15 protein-coding genes are annotated in these 20240 nt (G+C 33.7%); 4 read left to right on the top strand and 11 right to left on the bottom strand.

Annotation, left to right across the window (positions count from 1 at the left end; genetic code table 11):
• Positions 1-46 precede the first annotated feature (46 nt).
• Entirely contained in the window at positions 47-6061 is a 6015-nt protein-coding gene (locus IM755_RS04310; RefSeq protein ID WP_194093943.1) for a lamin tail domain-containing protein, read from the bottom strand.
• 171 nt (positions 6062-6232) lie between these two features.
• Here IM755_RS04310 and IM755_RS04305 point away from each other — a divergent pair, with 171 nt between their 5' ends.
• Both IM755_RS04305 and thiL read left to right on the top strand, forming a co-directional pair.
• The gene (locus tag IM755_RS04305) at positions 6233-6667 is read left to right on the top strand and encodes a regulatory protein RecX (protein WP_194093941.1); all 435 of its coding nucleotides are present in this window, start codon (positions 6233-6235) and stop codon (positions 6665-6667) included.
• A gap of 179 nt (positions 6668-6846) precedes the next feature.
• Positions 6847-7893 (top strand): thiamine-phosphate kinase, encoded by a 1047-nt coding sequence (gene thiL, locus IM755_RS04300; protein ID WP_194093939.1) that lies wholly within the window; start codon positions 6847-6849, stop codon positions 7891-7893.
• A gap of 286 nt (positions 7894-8179) precedes the next feature.
• Here thiL and IM755_RS04295 read toward each other — a convergent pair whose 3' ends face one another.
• Together IM755_RS04295 and IM755_RS04290 are read right to left on the bottom strand one after the other, a co-directional pair.
• Positions 8180-9721: a glycine--tRNA ligase gene (locus IM755_RS04295; RefSeq protein WP_194093937.1), complete on the bottom strand. Its 1542-nt coding sequence runs from the start codon at positions 9719-9721 to the stop codon at positions 8180-8182.
• 63 nt (positions 9722-9784) lie between these two features.
• The gene (locus tag IM755_RS04290) at positions 9785-10561 is read right to left on the bottom strand and encodes a hypothetical protein (protein ID WP_194093935.1); all 777 of its coding nucleotides are present in this window, start codon (positions 10559-10561) and stop codon (positions 9785-9787) included.
• A 61-nt stretch (positions 10562-10622) separates the two neighbouring features.
• On the opposite strand from IM755_RS04290, the gene IM755_RS04285 reads away from it, so the two are divergent.
• Positions 10623-11306 carry a ComF family protein gene (locus IM755_RS04285; protein ID WP_228063890.1) on the top strand — a complete coding sequence of 228 codons (684 nt, stop codon included), beginning with the start codon at positions 10623-10625 and terminating at the stop codon, positions 11304-11306.
• A gap of 67 nt (positions 11307-11373) precedes the next feature.
• Positions 11374-12975 carry an Ig-like domain-containing protein gene (locus IM755_RS04280; RefSeq protein ID WP_194093933.1) on the top strand — a complete coding sequence of 534 codons (1602 nt, stop codon included), beginning with the start codon at positions 11374-11376 and terminating at the stop codon, positions 12973-12975.
• On the opposite strand, the gene IM755_RS04275 is transcribed toward IM755_RS04280, so the two are convergent.
• From IM755_RS04275 to IM755_RS04240, 8 genes are all read right to left on the bottom strand, one after another.
• The gene (locus IM755_RS04275) at positions 12972-13736 is read right to left on the bottom strand and encodes a nitrilase family protein (RefSeq protein WP_194093931.1); all 765 of its coding nucleotides are present in this window, start codon (positions 13734-13736) and stop codon (positions 12972-12974) included. The genes IM755_RS04280 and IM755_RS04275 overlap by 4 nt on opposite strands.
• Positions 13737-14189 carry a hypothetical protein gene (locus tag IM755_RS04270; RefSeq protein WP_194093928.1) on the bottom strand — a complete coding sequence of 151 codons (453 nt, stop codon included), beginning with the start codon at positions 14187-14189 and terminating at the stop codon, positions 13737-13739. It lies immediately after the preceding gene.
• Positions 14190-14314: 125 nt separating this feature from the next.
• Complete coding sequence (locus IM755_RS04265; RefSeq protein WP_194093926.1) at positions 14315-14851, bottom strand: hypothetical protein; 537 nt, start codon at positions 14849-14851, stop codon at positions 14315-14317.
• Between the two features lie 5 nt (positions 14852-14856).
• On the bottom strand, positions 14857-15615 hold the full coding sequence (locus IM755_RS04260) for a succinate dehydrogenase/fumarate reductase iron-sulfur subunit (protein WP_194093924.1): 759 nt from the start codon (positions 15613-15615) through the stop codon (positions 14857-14859).
• 12 nt (positions 15616-15627) lie between these two features.
• Entirely contained in the window at positions 15628-16209 is a 582-nt protein-coding gene (locus IM755_RS04255; RefSeq protein WP_194093922.1) for a hypothetical protein, read from the bottom strand.
• A gap of 6 nt (positions 16210-16215) precedes the next feature.
• Positions 16216-18225: a fumarate reductase/succinate dehydrogenase flavoprotein subunit gene (locus IM755_RS04250; protein ID WP_194093920.1), complete on the bottom strand. Its 2010-nt coding sequence runs from the start codon at positions 18223-18225 to the stop codon at positions 16216-16218.
• An 18-nt stretch (positions 18226-18243) separates the two neighbouring features.
• A complete protein-coding gene (locus IM755_RS04245; RefSeq protein ID WP_194093917.1) occupies positions 18244-19125 on the bottom strand; it encodes a succinate dehydrogenase cytochrome b subunit in 882 nt (293 codons plus the stop codon).
• Between the two features lie 179 nt (positions 19126-19304).
• Positions 19305-20177, bottom strand: a complete 873-nt coding sequence (locus IM755_RS04240) for a hypothetical protein (protein WP_194093915.1) — start codon at positions 20175-20177, stop codon at positions 19305-19307.
• Between the last annotated feature and the right edge of the window lie 63 nt (positions 20178-20240).

Genomic DNA, 20240 nt, shown 5'->3' with positions numbered 1-20240 from the left:
GACGACCTCAACAGTCGTCATTTTTATTTAAAAAAACTAATTATACTTAATATATAAGTTTTTTAGAAACTTTTTTCCCATTTTCAAGGGTAACTTGAATAATTAAAGGAGCATTATTTTTTTGAAGTGTATTAATCTCAAATGATTCTGAACTAATATTCTTCTCATTTACCAACAATTGTCCTAAAATATTATGAATTTGAACACTTTGAATTGTTTCATTTGTTGCTAAAATAGATATTACATCTGAAGAAGCAATTAAGACATTAAAATCATTATCAAAATCTTCATTTCCTAGAGTTTCATTTGTATATCGTAAAACAAATCTATCATTTAAAATTCCTGAGTTTACAGAAAACGAATACGGATTTTGTCTTAAATCATGAATAACTCCTAAAACTTTGTCTTCAAGATAAATATTCTGATTCCCTGCAAAAAGTCCATCTACTGCACCAATAGCAATTTTATAAGCACCATTTGAAGGTGTTTTAATTCCTAAAGGCACTCTATCTTGTTGTACAAAAGGCAATCCTTTTCCTTGAATTGTCATTACTTGATCTGCAATTAAAGAATAGAAGTTTTGCGCACTTTTATAATCCGTTAATGCATCAAACATTCTGTCTTTTTCTGCAGTTGCTCCTTCTACATAAGCTACTAAAGTTCGTGTAGTTTCGTTTGTTGGACTGATTAAGTCTAACCAAATTCTATGACGTTCAATATCGCCACCTGGAGCTGTTGTTAATGTATTTGAATTTCTATAGAACTGACTATTAGAATATCCCTTATCACGCATTGCATTATTAAATAATGCGGTTGTAGTAGTTGCTGCTCCTGGATTCATTAAAACAAAGAATCCTTGACCACCTCCAATTACACTCAAAGTTCCTGGGCCACTTGTAGCACCAGCACCGTTGATAGCAATATAGTCAGATGATGTATAGTTATAAACGAAATTATTATAAAACGGGTCAACCGTTGATGTAGGTAATGTTCCATGTGTCCATAATCTTACAAATCCATCCAATTGAGGATTTGCAGTTAAGAAAGAACCAATACTTATTGCAGATGGATATGGATTTCCTAATAAATTCCAGTTGTCGTCTGTTACGGTTCTCATAACTCCATTTGGACCAGCAGTTCCAGCATTTAAATCTGTTCCTCTAGCAATTGTTGGCGTATAGACTCCGTTATTTGGAACACCATTATTAAATGTAGCTGTCCAGTTTTGATTTGCAGCATTACTAAATCCGTTTGGAGCTCTTACAATATAACCTTTTCCTCCTAACATTGTTGTTGAAGCATTTACCCAATTCCCTTCTCCTCCATTTGGATTTACAATCGTAGGATTCCATTCCCAATGATAGTAAGCTGGTGTTGCTGGTGAAATTGAGTTGACATCAAAACCACTAACAGGTGATGACCAATAGACGTAATCTTGAAGTTTTACAGAAGCAATTCTTTCGTAAGAAATATTTCCTGTGTTTACTCCTAAATCATTAATTTGAACTAATGAACCTGTGTTTAAAACATTAAAAGTTCCGTTGGTTGTTATGTCATTTTGAACTTCTACATAACCTCCTGAAGAAATAGTTAAAGTTCTAGTGGCATTTACCGTTAAACTACAACAGCTAAAGTTACCATTTGTTGCCGTCACATAAGCTCCGTCAATAATTGCAGCTTTTGTTAAAGTTGGAACTCCATTTGACCAAGCTGAACCATTCCAGGTCGTTGCATTTGAATCTGTAATTTTAACTGCATTAGTTGCTGTATAACATGTTGCTAAATTTTCTCTAATCTGACAGTAATATTGATAATTTACAACTCCTGTAATTGTAGAAATTGACAAAGAAGCAGTTGTTGCACCACTGTAAATTCCACCATCAGCTACAGCAGTCCATGTTGCACTTCCCGGTGCAGCAAAATACCATTGATAAGCTAAGGCATTTCCTCCTGTATAACCTTCTGCACCTACTGTTGTTAAAGTAGCTGCTGTTGAACCACATGATGGCGTATAAGAAGGTTGAGAAGTAACCATAGGAGGTACAGCTCCTCCAGTAGGAAGAACTAATCCAGCACTTGGATAACAAACTCCAGCAGCTAAAGGTATAGTGCTCCAATCTGCTGCAACATAAGATGTTCTAGCGCTTAATGCTCCTGTATTTCTAACCATATAATAACCTGGCCCAACTGGGTAAGTATCAACATCATCAATAATAACCGTTCCTGCCGCATTTCTTAATTGAATACCATCATTCTCATTAAATCCACCATCTATTGTACCGTTTGTTGATGCTGGACCACAACTACCAACAGAAACTTTCAATATTCCTAAAGCACCTGGGGCAATTGTCCCGGTTAAATTAGCATAATCTACTTCATTTCCATCATCGTGTAACGTCGTTCTCCAAATACTATAATTTGTTAAATCCACCGTAGCAGCTGTACCATTATATAATGTAATAAATCCACCTGAACCAGTTTGCTCATCGTGAATATCATAAATAATTAAATCGGTTGTAGAAGCTGCACCTTCACATGAAGTATTGTTGGTTGAAATAATTGTATAAGCGTTATCGATAGCACAAGGTTGGCTATCTTTTACTGATAACATTCCTGTTGTTGCTCCTGCAGGAATAACAACTACCATTTGAGTTCCTGTATTAGAAACTATTGTTGCATTAACACCTGAAAAAGTTACTGTTGCACCTGTTAAACCTGTTCCAATAATGGTAACTTCAGTTCCTATAGGTCCAGATGTTGGTGTAAATGATGTAACACTATGTGTAGGAATACATGAATTTATAACTTGAACCGTATAATCTTCTGTTGAACCATAAGTAAACGTCCCACATGGATTGATTGTACCTAGAGTACCTCCTTCTGTTTGAACAATTCTCATTCTATAATTCCCAATTGGCTGGCCACCTGGAACGTTAATTGTAAAGTTTTGAATTACATTTCCTCCAGAAACAGCAACTAAAGCCGTACCAATAGTTTCATTCACATCAAGAAAATCACCGTCGTTATTCCAATCAATCCAAACTCCTCCTGCTCCATCAAATTGCGATGCATCACTACAATCTCCAAATTCTACTGTAACGGTATAGGTTCCGCCAACTTGTAAATCAGCACTCATAGCTGTGTAATTGTTTACTCCTGTAGTACAAGCATTGGTTGTATTGTTTGAAATCGTAGTAGAATATCCTACTAAGGTTACATTTTCAATTTCTGAATCTAAACTTGATGTTGCACCTGAAGCACAATATGCTAAAGTTGGTGTACAACTTACTTCTACACCATTACTCCAATTTAAATCGTTTCTAGTAAAAATTTTAAATCTATAAGTTGTTCCATTTGTCAATCCGGTCACTGTAACTGATGTACCAGTACCTTTATAAACAGTAAACCCTCCATCAAAAGTCGTTCCTGAACCAAAAACAACATTATCTGTATAAGCTCCACCATTTCCTGTTGGAATTGCAGCTGTAAATGTTCCACTTGTTGCAAATACCAACACATTATCACTACAACCTGCAGGAGCTGTCCAACTAATTGTTGCTGTACCATTTTCACAAACAGATGTTACAGCTCCTGTAACATTATTTGGAATAGCACTTTGAATTGTATGCACTCCACTAGCAAAAGCTGTTCCTGATTTATTCCCTAATACAAAAGTTAAATCTGCTGTTGTAATAGCGTCGACAACAATTGTATTACCTGCTGTTGAGGCACATGGAATATCTGTTGTAATAAAGAAATATCCAGTACTTCCGTCTGTAATTAATCTTGTAAAAGCAGTAAAAGTATGTGCTCCAGTTCCTAGAGCAGTTGTTTCATTATCTAGAGTTGTATCCGATGCACTATTAAAAGTAGCATCTGCTGAATACCACAATTTGAAGTTTGTGATATTTGAAGCTGCATAAGTTCCAGATGTGTTAAAAACCACATTATTTAAAGTAGCATCAGCATTAGTTACCGCTAAGTTAAATGCATAAATAACATTATTTGTTGTCCCTTGTGTGATATTAGATGCAGCCACAGCAGGATTAGAAGAACTCAACACAATATTAGGTGTTGCAAATCCATTTCCTGTGATTGCAAAGTTATATGGATTTTCACTTACATCGTTATTCACAATTGATATCTCTGCGTTATGAGCTCCTACAATTGTTGGATCAAAAGTTACTTGGAACGTTGTTGAACCTCCAATAGCAACGGTAGCTGATGGCAGGGTTGTTACTGTAAAGTTAGCACTATGGGTACCCGTAAACGAAATAGCACCAATATTTAAAACTGCTGTTCCTGTATTCTGAATAGTAAATGTTTTTACAATTGTTCCACCTGCAATGTCAGCCGAACCAAAATTTGTATCGTCACCTACAATAGGTGTAGTATCTCCATCAAGAATCGTAACTGAATTTCCTTGAACATTTATTTCTGGCATTGGAGGTGCACAAGAATTAGAGTGATTTCCTAAATCTGAAATATAATCCGTTGCAAATCCTGTCCATTCTGTTGCTGGATTAAAAGCATCTGCTCCATTAGCATCTCCTATTTGAATTGCAAAATTTCTGATTAAGGTATTGTCTAACGTAGAATTTCCACCTGAAACCCATTGGGTTCCTGGGTCGAAACCAATTTGACCTATAACATCAATGTTCACTCCTGATTTTCTTAAAGCAACAGCATCATCCCCATTAAAAGTCATTCCTCCTGTAGTTTGATTTGACAACGCCAAAATAGCTGCTGAAGAAGCAGAATTACTCACAACATGAGTTCCATAAGCAGGAATTGTTCCTGATAACGCAAATGTTCCTGATACAGTAGCACTCCCATTAAAATAATAGGCTAAATCGTAGGTAGCTAAATTAATTGGTGCTGCTGTTGGATTATAAATTTCAATTGCTTTATTATTGCTGCTTCCTTCAATATATTCTGAAATAAACAAATCTGTACAACCTGTTGGAGCTGCCGTTACATTGATTTGAACTTGATTTGAAGTTATAGTTCCACAAGCAAAAGTAGAAACACAAACTACGTAATAAGTTCCTGCAGTAGCAAAGTTAGGCACATAAGTAGTTCCTGTTGCACCCCCGATTAAATTAGTATATGGCCCACCACTAACTGTTGCATAATACCATTGTCTTGAAGATGGTGTTGATGTTTCTGTTACTGTTAAGGTAGTACCATTTGCACTTTCAAAAATATTTTGAGTGGCTACTGGAGCTATACTATTGTTAGCTAAATTTATCGTAAAAGCAGCCGTATTTGAACCTGTTACTACTGGTCCGTTAGAGACAACTCTAATTAAATAACCCGTTCCAGTTGCAGTATTTGCCGGTATTGTTGCCGAAATTGTACCACTATTAGCATTACTAACAAGTGTTCCTATGCTTACAGGCGAAGCAAAACTTCCTGCTGCGTTTGACAATTGTGCGGTATAAGTATTACTAGTAAAAGTTCCAGTACTTGTAAAAGGCACTGAAACCGATGCTCCCGAAGAAGCCGTTATACAGAACGGACTACCTACAATTGGAGTAGTTGTAGTGATGGTGTTTGAGGATATTGGCACTCCTCTAATTATCAAATCATCTAATCTTAATGTAGCAGTAGCACTTCCAGTAGCTGTTATCCTAAGACGAATTGATGTTTTATTATCATAGCTAGCTCCTAAAACAAATGGAGACAAAGTTCCAAATGAACCATTTGGGCAAGCCAAACTTGTGATAGCAGAAAAAGTAGTTCCACCCGTTGCGTCTCCGGTTACTACCCAAGATGTTGATGCAGCAGATGATCTACCCGAAAATGAAATATCTATGTTATTATATCCAGTTGTTGATATTACCAAATCGAAATATTTACCCGCTGAACTAGCATACGCTACAGCTTGACCAGTAACACCTGCAAAATAAGAAACCGTTGTACTTGCCGTGAATGTTGGCGAACCAATAGCACCAGCTTCAACAGTTAAGTTATTTTCAAATTTATAATTTGCCAAAGTAGTCTGTCCCCACCCTAAAACCGAGCAAAATAACGCAACAATAAGTAATTTTAATTTCATAACTTTGAATGAAAATATTAGATTTGGTTTGATTATGCTTCTTTGCTTAAAAAAAAGCCAACAAAGATAAATCATAATTTTTTGATTATGAAATATTTATTGCATTATTAAATTGTTAACGAATTGAAAACTAATAAATCCGCTTTTTCCTTGAAAGAAATCTATGCCAAGATGGAATATTACTGTGCGTATCAAGAGCGTTGTTATAAGGAAGTGGAGGAAAAATTGTATTCGTTTTCGGTTAATTCTTCTGAAAAAGAGGAAATTCTGACTTATCTTATCGAAAATAATTTCATTAACGAAGAACGTTTTGCACAGAGTTTTGTTCGTGGCAAGCACAACTACAAATTTTGGGGTAAAAACCGTATTGTAAACGAATTGAAGTTTCGAAATATCTCCTCTCGCATCATTACAATTGCCTTAAAAGAAATTCCTGAAGAAACCTATCTAAAAAATTTTCATCAGTTAGCCGAAAAACATTGGCACAACATCACCGAACGAAAAGGCCCAAAAAAGAACAAAAAGTTCGTCGATTTCTTACTTCGTAAAGGCTATGAAACGAATTTGATTTATGAAAAGTTGAATGAGTTGGAAACTGGAAACTAAGTTATTACACAAAGAATCACGAAGAGACACAGAGATTCACAGAGGTATTTAATAAAACTTTGTATAACAATTAAACCGCAGATTCGCAGATTTTTAAAATTTACTTTATGAAACTTTGTGAAAAACTTCGCGATACTTTGTGTCACAATAAAATCGTACTTTTGCAAAAAAAATAATCCATGTTAGAAAATAAAGACCAATCAAGAACCAGTTTATCGCAATTAGGCGAATTTGGCTTAATTGAACACTTAACTAAAAACTTTACTATCAGTCAAGAATCAACATTAAAAGGCATTGGAGACGATGCTGCGGTATTGAATTTTGGCGATAAAAAAGCGGTAATTTCAACCGATTTATTAGTCGAAGGTGTTCATTTTGATTTGGCTTACATGCCGTTAAAACACTTAGGATACAAAGCCGTTGTTGCCAATGTATCTGATATTTGCGCGATGAACGCAACTCCAACTCAAATTACGGTTTCAGTAGCGGTTTCAAATCGTTTTCCTTTGGAAGCTTTGGAAGAATTATTTGAAGGAATTACGTTAGCTTCTAAAATTTACAATGTAGATGTAATTGGTGGCGATACGACTTCTTCGCAAAAAGGATTAATCATTAGTATTACCGCTATTGGTGAAGCGAATTTAGAAGACATCGTTTACAGAGATGGCGCAAAAGAAAACGATTTATTAGTAGTTTCGGGAGATATTGGTGCGGCTTATATGGGATTACAAGTTTTGGAACGCGAAAAACAAGTGTTTCAAGTAAATCCAAACAACCAACCGGTTTTAGACGATTACACGTATTTAATCGAACGCCAATTAAAACCAGAAGCGAGAACTGATATCAAAGAACTTTTAGAAAAATTAGAAGTTAAACCTACTGCAATGATTGATATTTCAGATGGTTTATCATCGGAGATTTTACATTTGTGTAAGCAAAGTAATGTAGGTTGTAATTTATACGAAGAGAAAATCCCGGTTGATCCACAATTAATTAATGTATGTGAAGAATTCAATTTAGACATCACAACTGTAGCGTTAAGCGGTGGCGAAGATTACGAATTGCTTTTCACTATTAAAATGGAAGATTTTGACAAAATCAAAGGGAATCCAAATTTCACCGTAATCGGTCACATGGTTGCCGCTACCGAAGGAAATCATTTAATCACAAGAGCCAATACAAAGATTGCATTGAAAGCAAGAGGTTGGAATGCTTTGAGTGAGTAAAAAAAAGAAACGAATTAACTCAAACGTCACTTCGATTTTATAAAGGAAAAATTTTAATTTTTGCTTTGTAAAATTGTATCGAGAACTGCAACTACAATTCGTTTTCATTAGTTCTCGATACATTTTGTATTTGTAAATCTTAGGCTTTCCAAATACAAAATCGAAGTGACGAAAGTGGAAAACCGGAAGTTCAGAAAATATAAAAACCCCGAATTCCAAATGAAATTCGGGGTTTACTTTTTACTTTGAGCTTTTTACTTTGAGCTTTTTACTTTTTACTTCAAAACTACATTTTCATCAACCAGTTTCTCATCGAAACTTCGTTGTTAATGATATCGCGTAATTCAGAAATTTTCACTCTATCTTGTTGCATAGAATCTCTGTGACGAATGGTTACCGTTTCATCTTCTAATGTTTGATGATCTACCGTAATACAGAATGGTGTCCCTAATGCATCTTGTCTTCTATAACGTCTTCCAACCGCATCTTTTTCATCATACGCTACGTTGAAATCCCATTTTAAATCATCGATAATTTTACGCGCTACTTCTGGTAAACCGTCTTTTTTAACCAATGGTAAAACAGCAGCTTTTGTTGGTGCTAAAACTGAAGGCAAACGTAAAACTGTTCTTGAAGAACCATCTTCTAATACTTCTTCTTGTAACGAGTTTGAGAAAACCGCCAAGAACATTCTGTCTAAACCAACCGAAGTTTCTACCACATAAGGTGTGTAGTTTGAATTGGTATCGTTATCAAAATATTGTAATTTTTTACCTGAATATTGTTCGTGCGCTTTCAAATCGAAATCGGTTCTCGAGTGAATTCCTTCTAATTCTTTGAATCCGAATGGGAAATTGAATTCGATATCTGCAGCTGCGTTTGCATAATGCGCTAATTTCTCGTGGTCATGAAAACGGTAATTCGTTTTTCCTAAACCAAGCGATAAATGCCAATTTAAACGAGTTGTTTTCCAGTATTCGTACCATTTCATTTCTTCTCCTGGTTTAACGAAAAACTGCATTTCCATTTGTTCAAATTCGCGCATACGGAAGATAAATTGTCTCGCTACGATTTCGTTTCTAAACGCTTTACCCGTTTGAGCAATTCCAAAAGGAATCTTCATACGACCTGTTTTTTGAACGTTTAAAAAGTTTACGAAAATACCTTGAGCTGTTTCTGGACGCAAATATAAATCCATTGCGTTTTCAGCAGAAGCGCCTAATTTAGTTCCGAACATTAAGTTGAATTGCTTCACATCGGTCCAGTTTTTAGAACCGCTTTCTGGACAAGCAATTTCTAGCTCTTCGATTAAAGCTTTAACATCAGAAAGGTTTTCTGTCTCTAAAGAGCGAGCCATTCTTTCTAGAATTTCCTTCTTTTTAGACAAATATTCCATCACACGAGGATTCGTTGTTTTGTATTGTTCTTCATCAAATGAAGCCCCAAAACGCTCACGTGCTTTGTCGATTTCTTTTTGTGCTTTTTGATTTAATTTTTCGGCATAATCCTCAATTAAAACATCGGCACGATATCTTTTTTTAGAATCTTTATTATCGATTAATGGATCGTTAAAAGCATCAACGTGTCCAGAAGCTTTCCAAGTAGTTGGATGCATCAAAATTGCAGCGTCTAATCCCACAATATTTTCGTGCATTTGCACCATAGATTGCCACCAGTATTCACGGATGTTCTTTTTTAACTCCACACCGTTTTGTGCATAGTCATAAACCGCACTTAAACCATCGTAAATTTCGCTTGACGGAAATATGAATCCGTACTCTTTTGCATGCGAAACTACATTTTTGAAAATATCATCTTGTTTTGCCATAGTGCAAAAGTAAAAATAGGAATGAAATAAAGAAAAGAAATTAAGGAATAAAAATAAGAATTATTAATATTCGAAAATTGTAGTGCCAATTTTAACAAAATCGTGGTAAATATTGATTTTGTATTTCCCTTTAATCGTTTTATTTTTTTCTAAATCGACATAAGTACAAACATCAGTATCTTTTTTCTGGTAATTAGTAGTAACGGAAGCGCTATATTGCAATTTAATATTAGAATCCGATTCAACTGAAGTATCTCCTAATGAAATAATCTGATTTTTCGGATTAACAACTTGCACATAAATTGTCTTAGCACCAGAATTAATCAATTGATTTTCTTCTAAAGTAAAACAAACTCTTAACTGTTGAATTTTTGCTTCACTCATCTTGTAAGCATCAGAGTAAATTTTAACTCCTTTAGCATTAATATTCAAAGCAGTTAACTTGTTTGTCTTTAATTTATTGGTTTTAGATTCAACTAAATTCATGGCAGAAAGGCCGTGGTCAACTTTTTGAACTTTTTGCAGTTGTTTTGCATAAAAAACAATTGAATCTTGTATTAAATTATTCTTAGATGTTTTATCAACAATCCCATTAGTATTGTTTGATTTAATTACTTGATCAAATTTAATACTGTCTATTTTATTCTTAGCACTAACTGAATCATATTTATGAAGAATTTCAGTTAATTGACTTTCAAGGACTTTATTCTCTAAATCAGAACTTTGAACATATGCATTGTATTCACCCAAAACCTTATAATATTTAACACCTAAAAATAACGATAACAGCATCAATACCAAGATGCTAATTTTTGTTATTTTATTTCTTCTGCGTGTCATATTATAAACTTTTTTATAAATTTATTTAAAAATGTTAATATTGATATAATTAATCGATAAAATGCTAAAATATCTGATAAACTTACTTTTCCCAAAACTTTGTATGGGCTGTAATTCATTGTTACTTCAAAATGAAAAAATCATTTGTGCAGAATGTAATCATCAATTGCCTTATACCAATCACCATATTTTGGACCACAATGATACAACAAAAAAGTTTTATGGCATAATTCCAATTGAATTTAGCGCATCTATGCTTTATTTTCACCACAAAGGTATTGTACAAAATTTAATTCACAATTTAAAATACAAAAAACACGAGGAAATAGGAACCTTATTAGGAAAATGGTATGCAAAAGATCTAAAATCTGTAGCAAATATAAAAACAGTAACAGAAATAATTCCAGTACCACTCCATAAAAAAAGATTAAAAGAGAGAGGTTATAATCAAGTTACCTCTTTTTGCGAAGCATTATCTGAAGAACTTCAAATTCCTCTTAATAACAAATTATTATACCGAAGTCGCTATTCAAAAACACAAACAAAAAAAGATAAAGAAAAAAGAAAAGAAGTTAGTAATGCGTTATTTAAAGTAAATTTCACCGAAGCTGATTCCAACAATCACTTTTTACTAATTGACGACGTTTTAACTTCTGGAGCTACTTTAGAAGCGTGTGCAAAAGCTTTGTTAAAAATTCCAAACAGCAAAGTAAGTATCGTAACAATTGCTTACACGCAATCATAAAAAATACTAAAAGTTGTATGTTTGTACTAATTATAGTCGTTATTTTGCAACACCATTATTTAAGAAAATGATAAAATTTAAACACATAGCCTTTTTATTGGCAAGTCTTTTATTGTTAACCAATTGTGCTAAAAGAGGCACAATAACTGGAGGCAAAAAGGACACTATTGCGCCAAAAATTATAAATAGTTTACCTGAAAATTTTACTACCAATTTTAAAGGAAACGAAATCAAAATTAATTTTGATGAATTAATTAAAGTGAAAGACATCAATAAGCAATTGATCATTTCACCTCCAATGAAAAAACAACCTATCATTGTACCGCAAGGAAGTGCTAGTAAATATATTTCAATTAAAATCTTAGACACTTTAGCACCAAATACAACTTACAGTTTCAACTTTGGTCAAAGTATTACCGATAACAATGAAGGAAATCCTTATTCACAATTCAAATATGTTTTATCAACTGGAAGTTATGTAGACTCTTTAACTGTAGTAGGTAAAGTAAAAGATGCATATGAACAAAAACCAGATAGTTTTATTAGTGTTATGCTGTATGATGCGAAAACATTTACGGATTCTACAGTTTTTAAAGAAACACCTCTCTACATTACCAATACATTAGATAGTTTAAAAGTCTTTTCTCTTGAAAATCTTAAGGAAGGCTCTTATAAAATTATAGCTTTAAAAGACAAAGCAAACAACAATAAGTACAATCCTGATACGGATAAAATAGGGTTTATTGATTATCCAATAACTATTCCAACCACTGACATGTTTGAAATAGAGTTATTTCAAGAAAAGAAACCGTTTAAAACTTTTAAACCAACCCAAGAAAGCAATAACAAACTTTTTTTAGGTTATGAAGGAGATTTTAAAAACACTTCAATTAGCGCCACCTATGACAATAAAGAAGTGCCTATTAAAGTTGTAAGATTTCCTGAAAAAAATAAAGATTCTGTTCAGATCTTTTATCCTAATGTAAAGATGGATTCTATTCAAATTACTGTTAAAAACGGAACCTATTTAAAAAACTTCACTTCAAGACTCAAGAACCTAAAAGAATCTGACTCTTTAAATATTGAAAACAAAACAGGTGCAGTATTACCATTTAGAAATACTTTCGTTTTAAAAACAAGCACGCCTGTAGTAACAATTGATGAGTCAAAAATTATTTTAAAAAATAAAGATTCGGTAGCGGTGAAATTCACTTCGAAATACCATGATTTTGATCAAGAAATTGCTTTTGATTTCAAAAAAGAAGAAAATGAAAAATATACTATAGAATTGCTTCCAGGTGCTATAAAAGACTTTTATGAAAAGTCTAACGACTCCTTAAAATTCAATTTTGCTACCAAACAACTCTCTGATTATGGAAACTTAAAAATTAATCTGATAAACGTAAAACGTTTTCCTTTTATTGTTGAATTGTTAGATAAGAATGAGGTTTTATATTCTGCTAATTCTACAAAAGAAACGAGCATTTCTTTTGAAAGCATTGAACCAAGATTATACACAATAAGAATCATCTACGACGATAATTCTGATAATGAATGGACAACTGGTAATTACTTAGCCAAAAAACAAGCCGAAGAAATCATCTATTTCCCAAAGCTAATTGACGTTAGAGCCAACTGGGATGTGGAACAAGATTTCATTTTGGATTAGAGGATTTCAAAAGCATCTTTATCGTTCAGAAAATTGAATTTTGCTCTAGCTTCATTTTGAAAAGATTTGTCTAATTCGAAGATAAAAACACCTAGATCATCTTCGCAATCTAAAATTATATTGCCAAAAAAGTCAATCGCTTTTGAATGTCCGGGATATTCTAATTTATTGTCATCTTCGCCTATTCTATTTACGCCAATGGTGTAGCACATGTTTTCAATGGCACGAGCTTTTAATAATGCATCCCAAGCGTTAATTCGTGGTTTTGGCCAATTTGCAACGTACAATAACAAATCGTAATTTTCCACATTTCTGGCAAAAACTGGAAAACGCAAATCGTAGCAAATTTGTAGACAGATGTTCCAATTGTTATACTTTACGATTACTTTTTCAGTTCCTTTTGTATATACTTTTTCTTCGCCAGCTAAAGTGAATAAATGGCGTTTATTGTAACACTGTACTTCGCCAGATGGAAACACAAAAACCATTCGGTTGTAGAAATTATCATTTTCTTTAATTACTAAACTTCCTGTAATAGCACACGTTTTCTTTTTAGCCAAATCTTTCAGCCAAGCTATGGTTTCGCCTTCCATAGTTTCAGCTACAATAGATGGATTCATGGTAAAACCTGAAGTAAACATTTCGGGTAAAACAAATAAATCAAACGACTCATCTTCATTCAAGAAATATTCTTCGATGAATGTTCTATTGATTTCTGGATTTTGCCAAGCTAATTTGGTTTGAAAAAGTGCTACTTTCATCTATTCTATTTTAATTGAATATTTCCAATCTTGCATTGGATGATTATTACTAATTGAGGGAATTAAAACCATTGGTATTCCTGCAACAATAAAACTCCCTCCAATTAATGCGCCCCAGGCCCCAGTACCAACGGTTGCCGCACCAGCAATTATCGCAAAAGAACCATAAACAATGAAAATAGGATTTGCTATAGTTCCAAAAAGTGATTTTTTCTTCATTTTAATGATGTCTTCTAACAGCACAACTTTTTCTTCAATTATAATACTTGTGGAGTCTTTTATTGTAAATCTTCCGTAAAATTTCTCCCCATCTTTAGTCCATACTTTTATGCGCTTATTCTCATTAATCTCTTTGGTGAATTTAGAGTTTAATTGTTGAATAACTAAAACCTTATTTTGCGATGAAACACAAATGGAAAAAAGAAAGAAAAACAAAAGAAATAGATATTTCATATCAACGATTTTATCAAGCTAAAATACCATTTTATTCTTTTATTTAAGAATGTTTAAGAAATATTTAAACAATAAAAAACGCATCCAAATTAATGAATGCGTTTTTTATTTTTATACTAAATTATTTAATCAACTATAACATATTCAAATGAACCGGTTACTGTATGATTTTGATTTGTACCATCATTAGTAATTAACTCAAAAGTACCCGTTACTAAATTTGTAACAGGATCTATCGAAGAAACATTTATTTTTCCACTTGTTGTATTAACAACTTTAACAACACCATCAATTTTGATGTCCATGTCGGCAAAATAACCATTAGTCTGAATAGCATTTGTAAAAAGATGCTCTCCTACAACAACATTAGTTTTTGGAATAGCTAAATTCATTTCTACTTTTCTATCAATAACTGGTCTACCAGTCAATGATGATTGAGAAAACCCGTATAATAAATTATAATCCGGACCAAAAGTACCTCCTAATGGATTTGCTAAATTACTATCATTTTGTAATACAATATGTTCACCATCTAAATAAATCTCCATTGGATAAACTGTATCTATTGGATCAACATTATTGTTATTAGAAGAATCTTCAGATGAACAAGAAAACAATGTTACAAACAAAAGTAAAATTGATATATTAAAAATTGATTTCATAAAATTTATTTTAAACTTGCTTTTAAGTATTCTCTGTTCATACGAGCAATATTCTCTAACGAAATCCCTTTTGGACATTCGATTTCACATGCTCCTGTATTGGTACAGTTTCCGAATCCTTCTTCATCCATTTGACGTACCATGTTTAAAACACGTTGAGTAGCTTCTACTTTACCTTGTGGCAATAAAGCATATTGTGATACTTTTGCTCCAACGAATAACATCGCAGAACCATTTTTACAAGTTGCCACACAAGCACCACATCCAATACAAGCTGCTGCTTCAAACGCTTTGTCTGCATCGTCTTTAGGAACTGGAATTGAGTTTGCATCAATAGTATTTCCAGAAGTATTTACCGACACAAAACCACCTGCTTGTTGAATTCTATCGAAAGCACTTCTATCAACTACTAAATCTTTGATTACTGGGAACGCTTTACTTCTCCATGGTTCGATATAGATGGTATCGCCATCATTGAACATTCTCATGTGCAACTGACACGTGGTAATTCCTGTATCAGGTCCGTGAGCACGACCGTTGATATATAAAGAACACATTCCGCAAATACCTTCACGACAGTCGTGATCAAATGCTACTGGTTCTTTTTTCTCGTTAATTAATTGCTCGTTTAATTGGTCTAACATTTCCAAAAACGAACTTGCAGTAGAAACATTATCTAATTTATAGGTTTCCATGCTACCTTTTGAACTAGCGTTCTTTTGACGCCAAATTTTAAGGTTTATGTTTATGTTTTTTGTACTCATAAATTATATCTTTTATTCTGGTTTATCAGCATTTTCAAAATTCATATCAGGATTTAAAACCATAATTTTGGTAGAATTGTTTTGTTTTAAATCTTTATATTTCTCTAATGCGGCAATGATATTACTTTCTTTATCTTGAGATGTTAATTTTGATTGAAACTTTAGAATAGAAGTTTCTTTCTTTACAGTTCTATAAAACATTTTTCTATGTCTCTTTTCCTTAGGATTTTGTGGAACAACAGCGATAGCAGCAATAAAAGCACCCATTCTAGCTTCAAGATCAATTACATATACTTTGTTTGCTTCAAGATTTGCCTCGACAAAATCTCTATTCTCAGAAGCAGCCCAAAATAAATGCTGACCAGGTTCACACTCATAAAGAAAATAATTTCCATATTCTAAAGCTCCAATAAACAAATCTTTATCATAGACTCTAAAATTTACCATCATTGCCCCGTTTGATCTAGTAATATAAACCAATGCTTTCCCTTCTGAAGGCTTAACAACAGGTTGACTGGTTATTTTTTGAGAAAAAACGTTAGTTATTCCTAAAAAGAAAATCACTAAAACCAATACATGGCGGAATTTTGTCATAAAATACTATTTATAGTTACGTGCAGCAATTTTAATTTCTTCGTATTTCAATTCTTCTTTGTGAAGCTCTTCTTTGCTGATGTCATCACCTTTATATTCCCAAGCTCCAACAAATTTGAAGTTTTCGTCATCACGTAATGTTTCACCTTCAGCATCTTGATATTCTTCACGGAAGTGACCACCACAAGATTCTTTACGTTGTAACGCATCCATTGCCATTAACTGACCTAATTCGATGAAATCTGCCACTCTTAAAGCTTTTTCTAACTCTGGATTTAATTCGTCTGCACTTCCGGGAACATATACATCTTTGTAGAAATCTTCTTTTAATTGAGCGATTTCAGCAATAGCTTCTGTTAATCCTTTTTCGTTACGAGCCATACCTACTTTATTCCACATAATCAAACCTAATTTTTTATGGAAATAATCAACTGACTTCGTACCATTGTTGTTTAAGAATTTACTAATTGAATCTTTCACTCTAGCTTCTGCTTCAGCGAATTCTGGAGAATCTGTAGAGATTTTTCCAGTTCTAATTTCATCTGCTAAATAGTTTGAAATCGTGTATGGTAATACGAAATATCCATCTGCTAAACCTTGCATTAAAGCCGAAGCTCCTAAACGGTTAGCTCCGTGATCAGAGAAGTTAGCCTCACCTGCTACGAAACAACCTGGAATTGTAGATTGTAAGTTATAATCAACCCAAACACCACCCATAGTATAGTGAACCGCTGGATAAATTTTCATTGGTGTTTCATAAGGATTCTCATCCGTGATTTTTTGATACATCGTAAACAAGTTACCATATTTCTCTTCTAACCACTGTTTCCCTAAAGCTGTAATTTCTTCAGGAGTTGGATTATGATTTCCTTTCGCATAAGCCGCTTGACGACCTTTAGTTTGAATTTCTGTCGAGAAATCTAAGTAAACACCTTCGTTAGTATCGTTAGCTTCGATTCCGTAACCAGCATCACAACGCTCTTTAGCAGCTCTTGAAGCTACGTCACGAGGTACTAAGTTTCCAAACGCTGGATATCTTCTTTCTAAGTAGTAATCTCTATCTTCTTCAGCAATTTGAGTTGGTTTTAATTTACCTGCTCTGATTGCTTCAGCATCTTCTTTTTTCTTTGGAACCCAGATACGTCCTGAGTTACGTAACGACTCCGACATCAAAGTTAATTTTGACTGATTCGTTCCGTGAACTGGAATACATGTTGGGTGAATTTGTACGTAACATGGATTTGCAAATAACGCTCCTTGTTTGTGGATTTTCCATCCAGCTGTTACGTTACTTCCCATTGCATTTGTAGAAAGGAAATATACATTTCCGTAACCTCCAGAAGCAATAACAACTGCGTGAGCTGAATGTCTTTCGATTTCTCCTGTGATTAGATTACGAGCGATAATTCCACGAGCTTTACCATCAACTTTTACTAAATCTAACATTTCATGACGGTTGTACATTTTTACACGACCTAACCCGATTTGTCTTGATAAAGCAGAATACGCTCCTAATAATAATTGTTGACCAGTTTGTCCAGCGGCGTAAAAAGTACGTTGTACTTGTGTTCCACCAAATGAACGGTTATCTAACATTCCACCATATTCGCGAGCAAAAGGAACACCTTGTGCCACGCATTGGTCGATAATATTACCTGAAACTTCTGCTAAACGGTGAACGTTTGCTTCACGCGCACGGTAGTCACCTCCTTTAATTGTATCATAGAAAAGACGGTACACACTGTCACCATCATTTTGATAATTTTTTGCTGCATTGATACCTCCTTGAGCCGCAATTGAGTGCGCACGACGAGGAGAGTCTTGAAAACAGAATGCTTTTACATTATACCCCATTTCTCCAAGAGAAGCGGCAGCAGAAGCACCTGCTAAACCAGTTCCAACCACAATAATATCGATTTTTGGTCTATTATTTGGAGCAACTAATTTCAAGTGGTTTTTATGATCGGTCCATTTGTCTTTTAACGGACCCGCTGGTATTTTAGAATCTAACTTCATAATATATACTGATGTTGATTATTTTTTAAGATGTAAGAAAACTGGAATAATTGCAAATAATAGTGGAACTATAATTGCGAATGCTTTTCCGAAAAACTTAATTGCTGGTGTAAACTTATTATTAACACCTAAAGATTGGAAAGCACTTTGAAAACCGTGCCACAAGTGAAATGCTAAAGCTAACATAGCTAAAACATAACCAATAGTAAAATACAATCCGTATTTTGCATCTTTGAAGAAATCTACCGTTAATTTGTGTAAATCTTTATAACCGATAAATACAACTTCACCTGTTTTCTTATTTACAATTTTAGTCATGTCCTGAACTTCCAAATCGTATTGCCCTTGTGTCTGTGCTTTAATCATCTCGAAAAACTCTTTAGAAAGTTTTCCTGTTTGATCTAATTGCATAAATGGCATTTGAGAATCTTTTGTACCAACTAACTGAATTTGTTTTCCGCCCATCCCATTGTCAATTTCTTTTTGAACCAAAGGCATGTTTTTATCAAAATGCATTTTTGCCCAAAAATTCACCATGTGTGTAGCGATGAAAACCAAAATCACAGTTCCTAAAACAGCCATATTTCTCGAAGCTAAACTACTTGAAGAACCATCTGTTTTAGCATAACCAATTGGTCTTGCTTTTTTGTTTTGAATTGTCAACATAATTCCATCAAAAGCATGGAAAATAATTGAAATGTAAGTGAGATAAGAAAGTAACTTAACTGCCGGATTGGTGGTCATGAATAATGCATACTCATTGAATTGTTGACTGGTTCCAAAAATCAATTGAAGATTTCCAGCCAAATGCCCCGCCAAAAACAAGCATAAAAATAAACCTGTAAGAGCCATCCAGTATTTTTTTACTATAGACGACTTTAATAGTGCCGAATTTGCCATAATTTTTATTTGATTGTACTAGTTTAATAAAAAATCAAACAAAAATAAGGCTATTTGAAATTAACTACAACCTTTTCTAGCTAATTTATAATGATTTTAAAATGAGTTTAACTATTGTTGAATACCAAGGGTTTAAAGCAGATAAATCATGCAAATGTATAGTATATTAGCAAATATACTTATTTTACATATGAAGGCATTAATCCTCTTAGTCCCATATCTACAACATTTTCGCCTATTGAAGGCTCATATTTACCATCAGTTGTTACTTCTTGCCACTCGAAACTATTATTTGTAGAAAGTGATAGTGTTAATACAACATCGCGAGTTTCATTACCATTGATAACTAAATTTTGAGCAAATTTTCCCGTTACTACACATGAACCTGGCGGAATTGGAGACGTAGCAGCAATTGGGTTTGGAACGGTTGTAGCTCCTGCTGGAGCTTGACCAGAGGTAGCATATGGAAAATCATTTAAAGCAAAAGCCCAATAACCTTGCAAACGATTACCATTTACTGGAAACGAATTATTTCCTATAGAATGTGTTGTGATGTAGGTATTATACCCAACAAAACTAGCTAGTTTTCCTAGATAATCACTTCCTGCATTTCGAACTGAAATAGTATATTCTTGATATGCTAATGAAACACGAACGTATTCATAACTTCCCTGAGGTACTTGACTTAATGGGATTTTTAAAAAAGCCTCACCTTCACTAACAACAACCGCTTTACTAAAATCGATCGCAACTGAACCACCTTGAGTAGTCTCATCAGCATGATATAAAACAGTTCCTTGTGTTAATTGGGTGTAAGCATTTGGAGCCAATTCAAAATAATGAGCGCTAATTTTACTAAAATCTGGAGATTGAGCAGCATGACTAGAAGGAATTACTGCTGGTTGACCCAAATTATTCAAACGCACTTGATTAGGATCGAATTTGAATTTTACAATTAAATAGGGTTCGTTAACCGTATCATCTTCATCCTCACAAGAGAAAAAAGAAAAAACAGAAACTAAAATCAAAAAAAATCCAACAATTCTTTTCATAAAATCAAAATTAACGTTTGAAATAGTAAATTTAAAACATCTGCTTAATTAACTAACGTAAAT

Origin of the sequence: Flavobacterium proteolyticum (assembly GCF_015223105.1) — a bacterium.
GTDB classification, from domain to species: Bacteria; Bacteroidota; Bacteroidia; order Flavobacteriales; family Flavobacteriaceae; genus Flavobacterium; species Flavobacterium proteolyticum.
The sequence above is the reverse complement of the archived record's forward strand: the minus strand, read 5'-3'. Positions and strand labels throughout refer to the sequence as shown.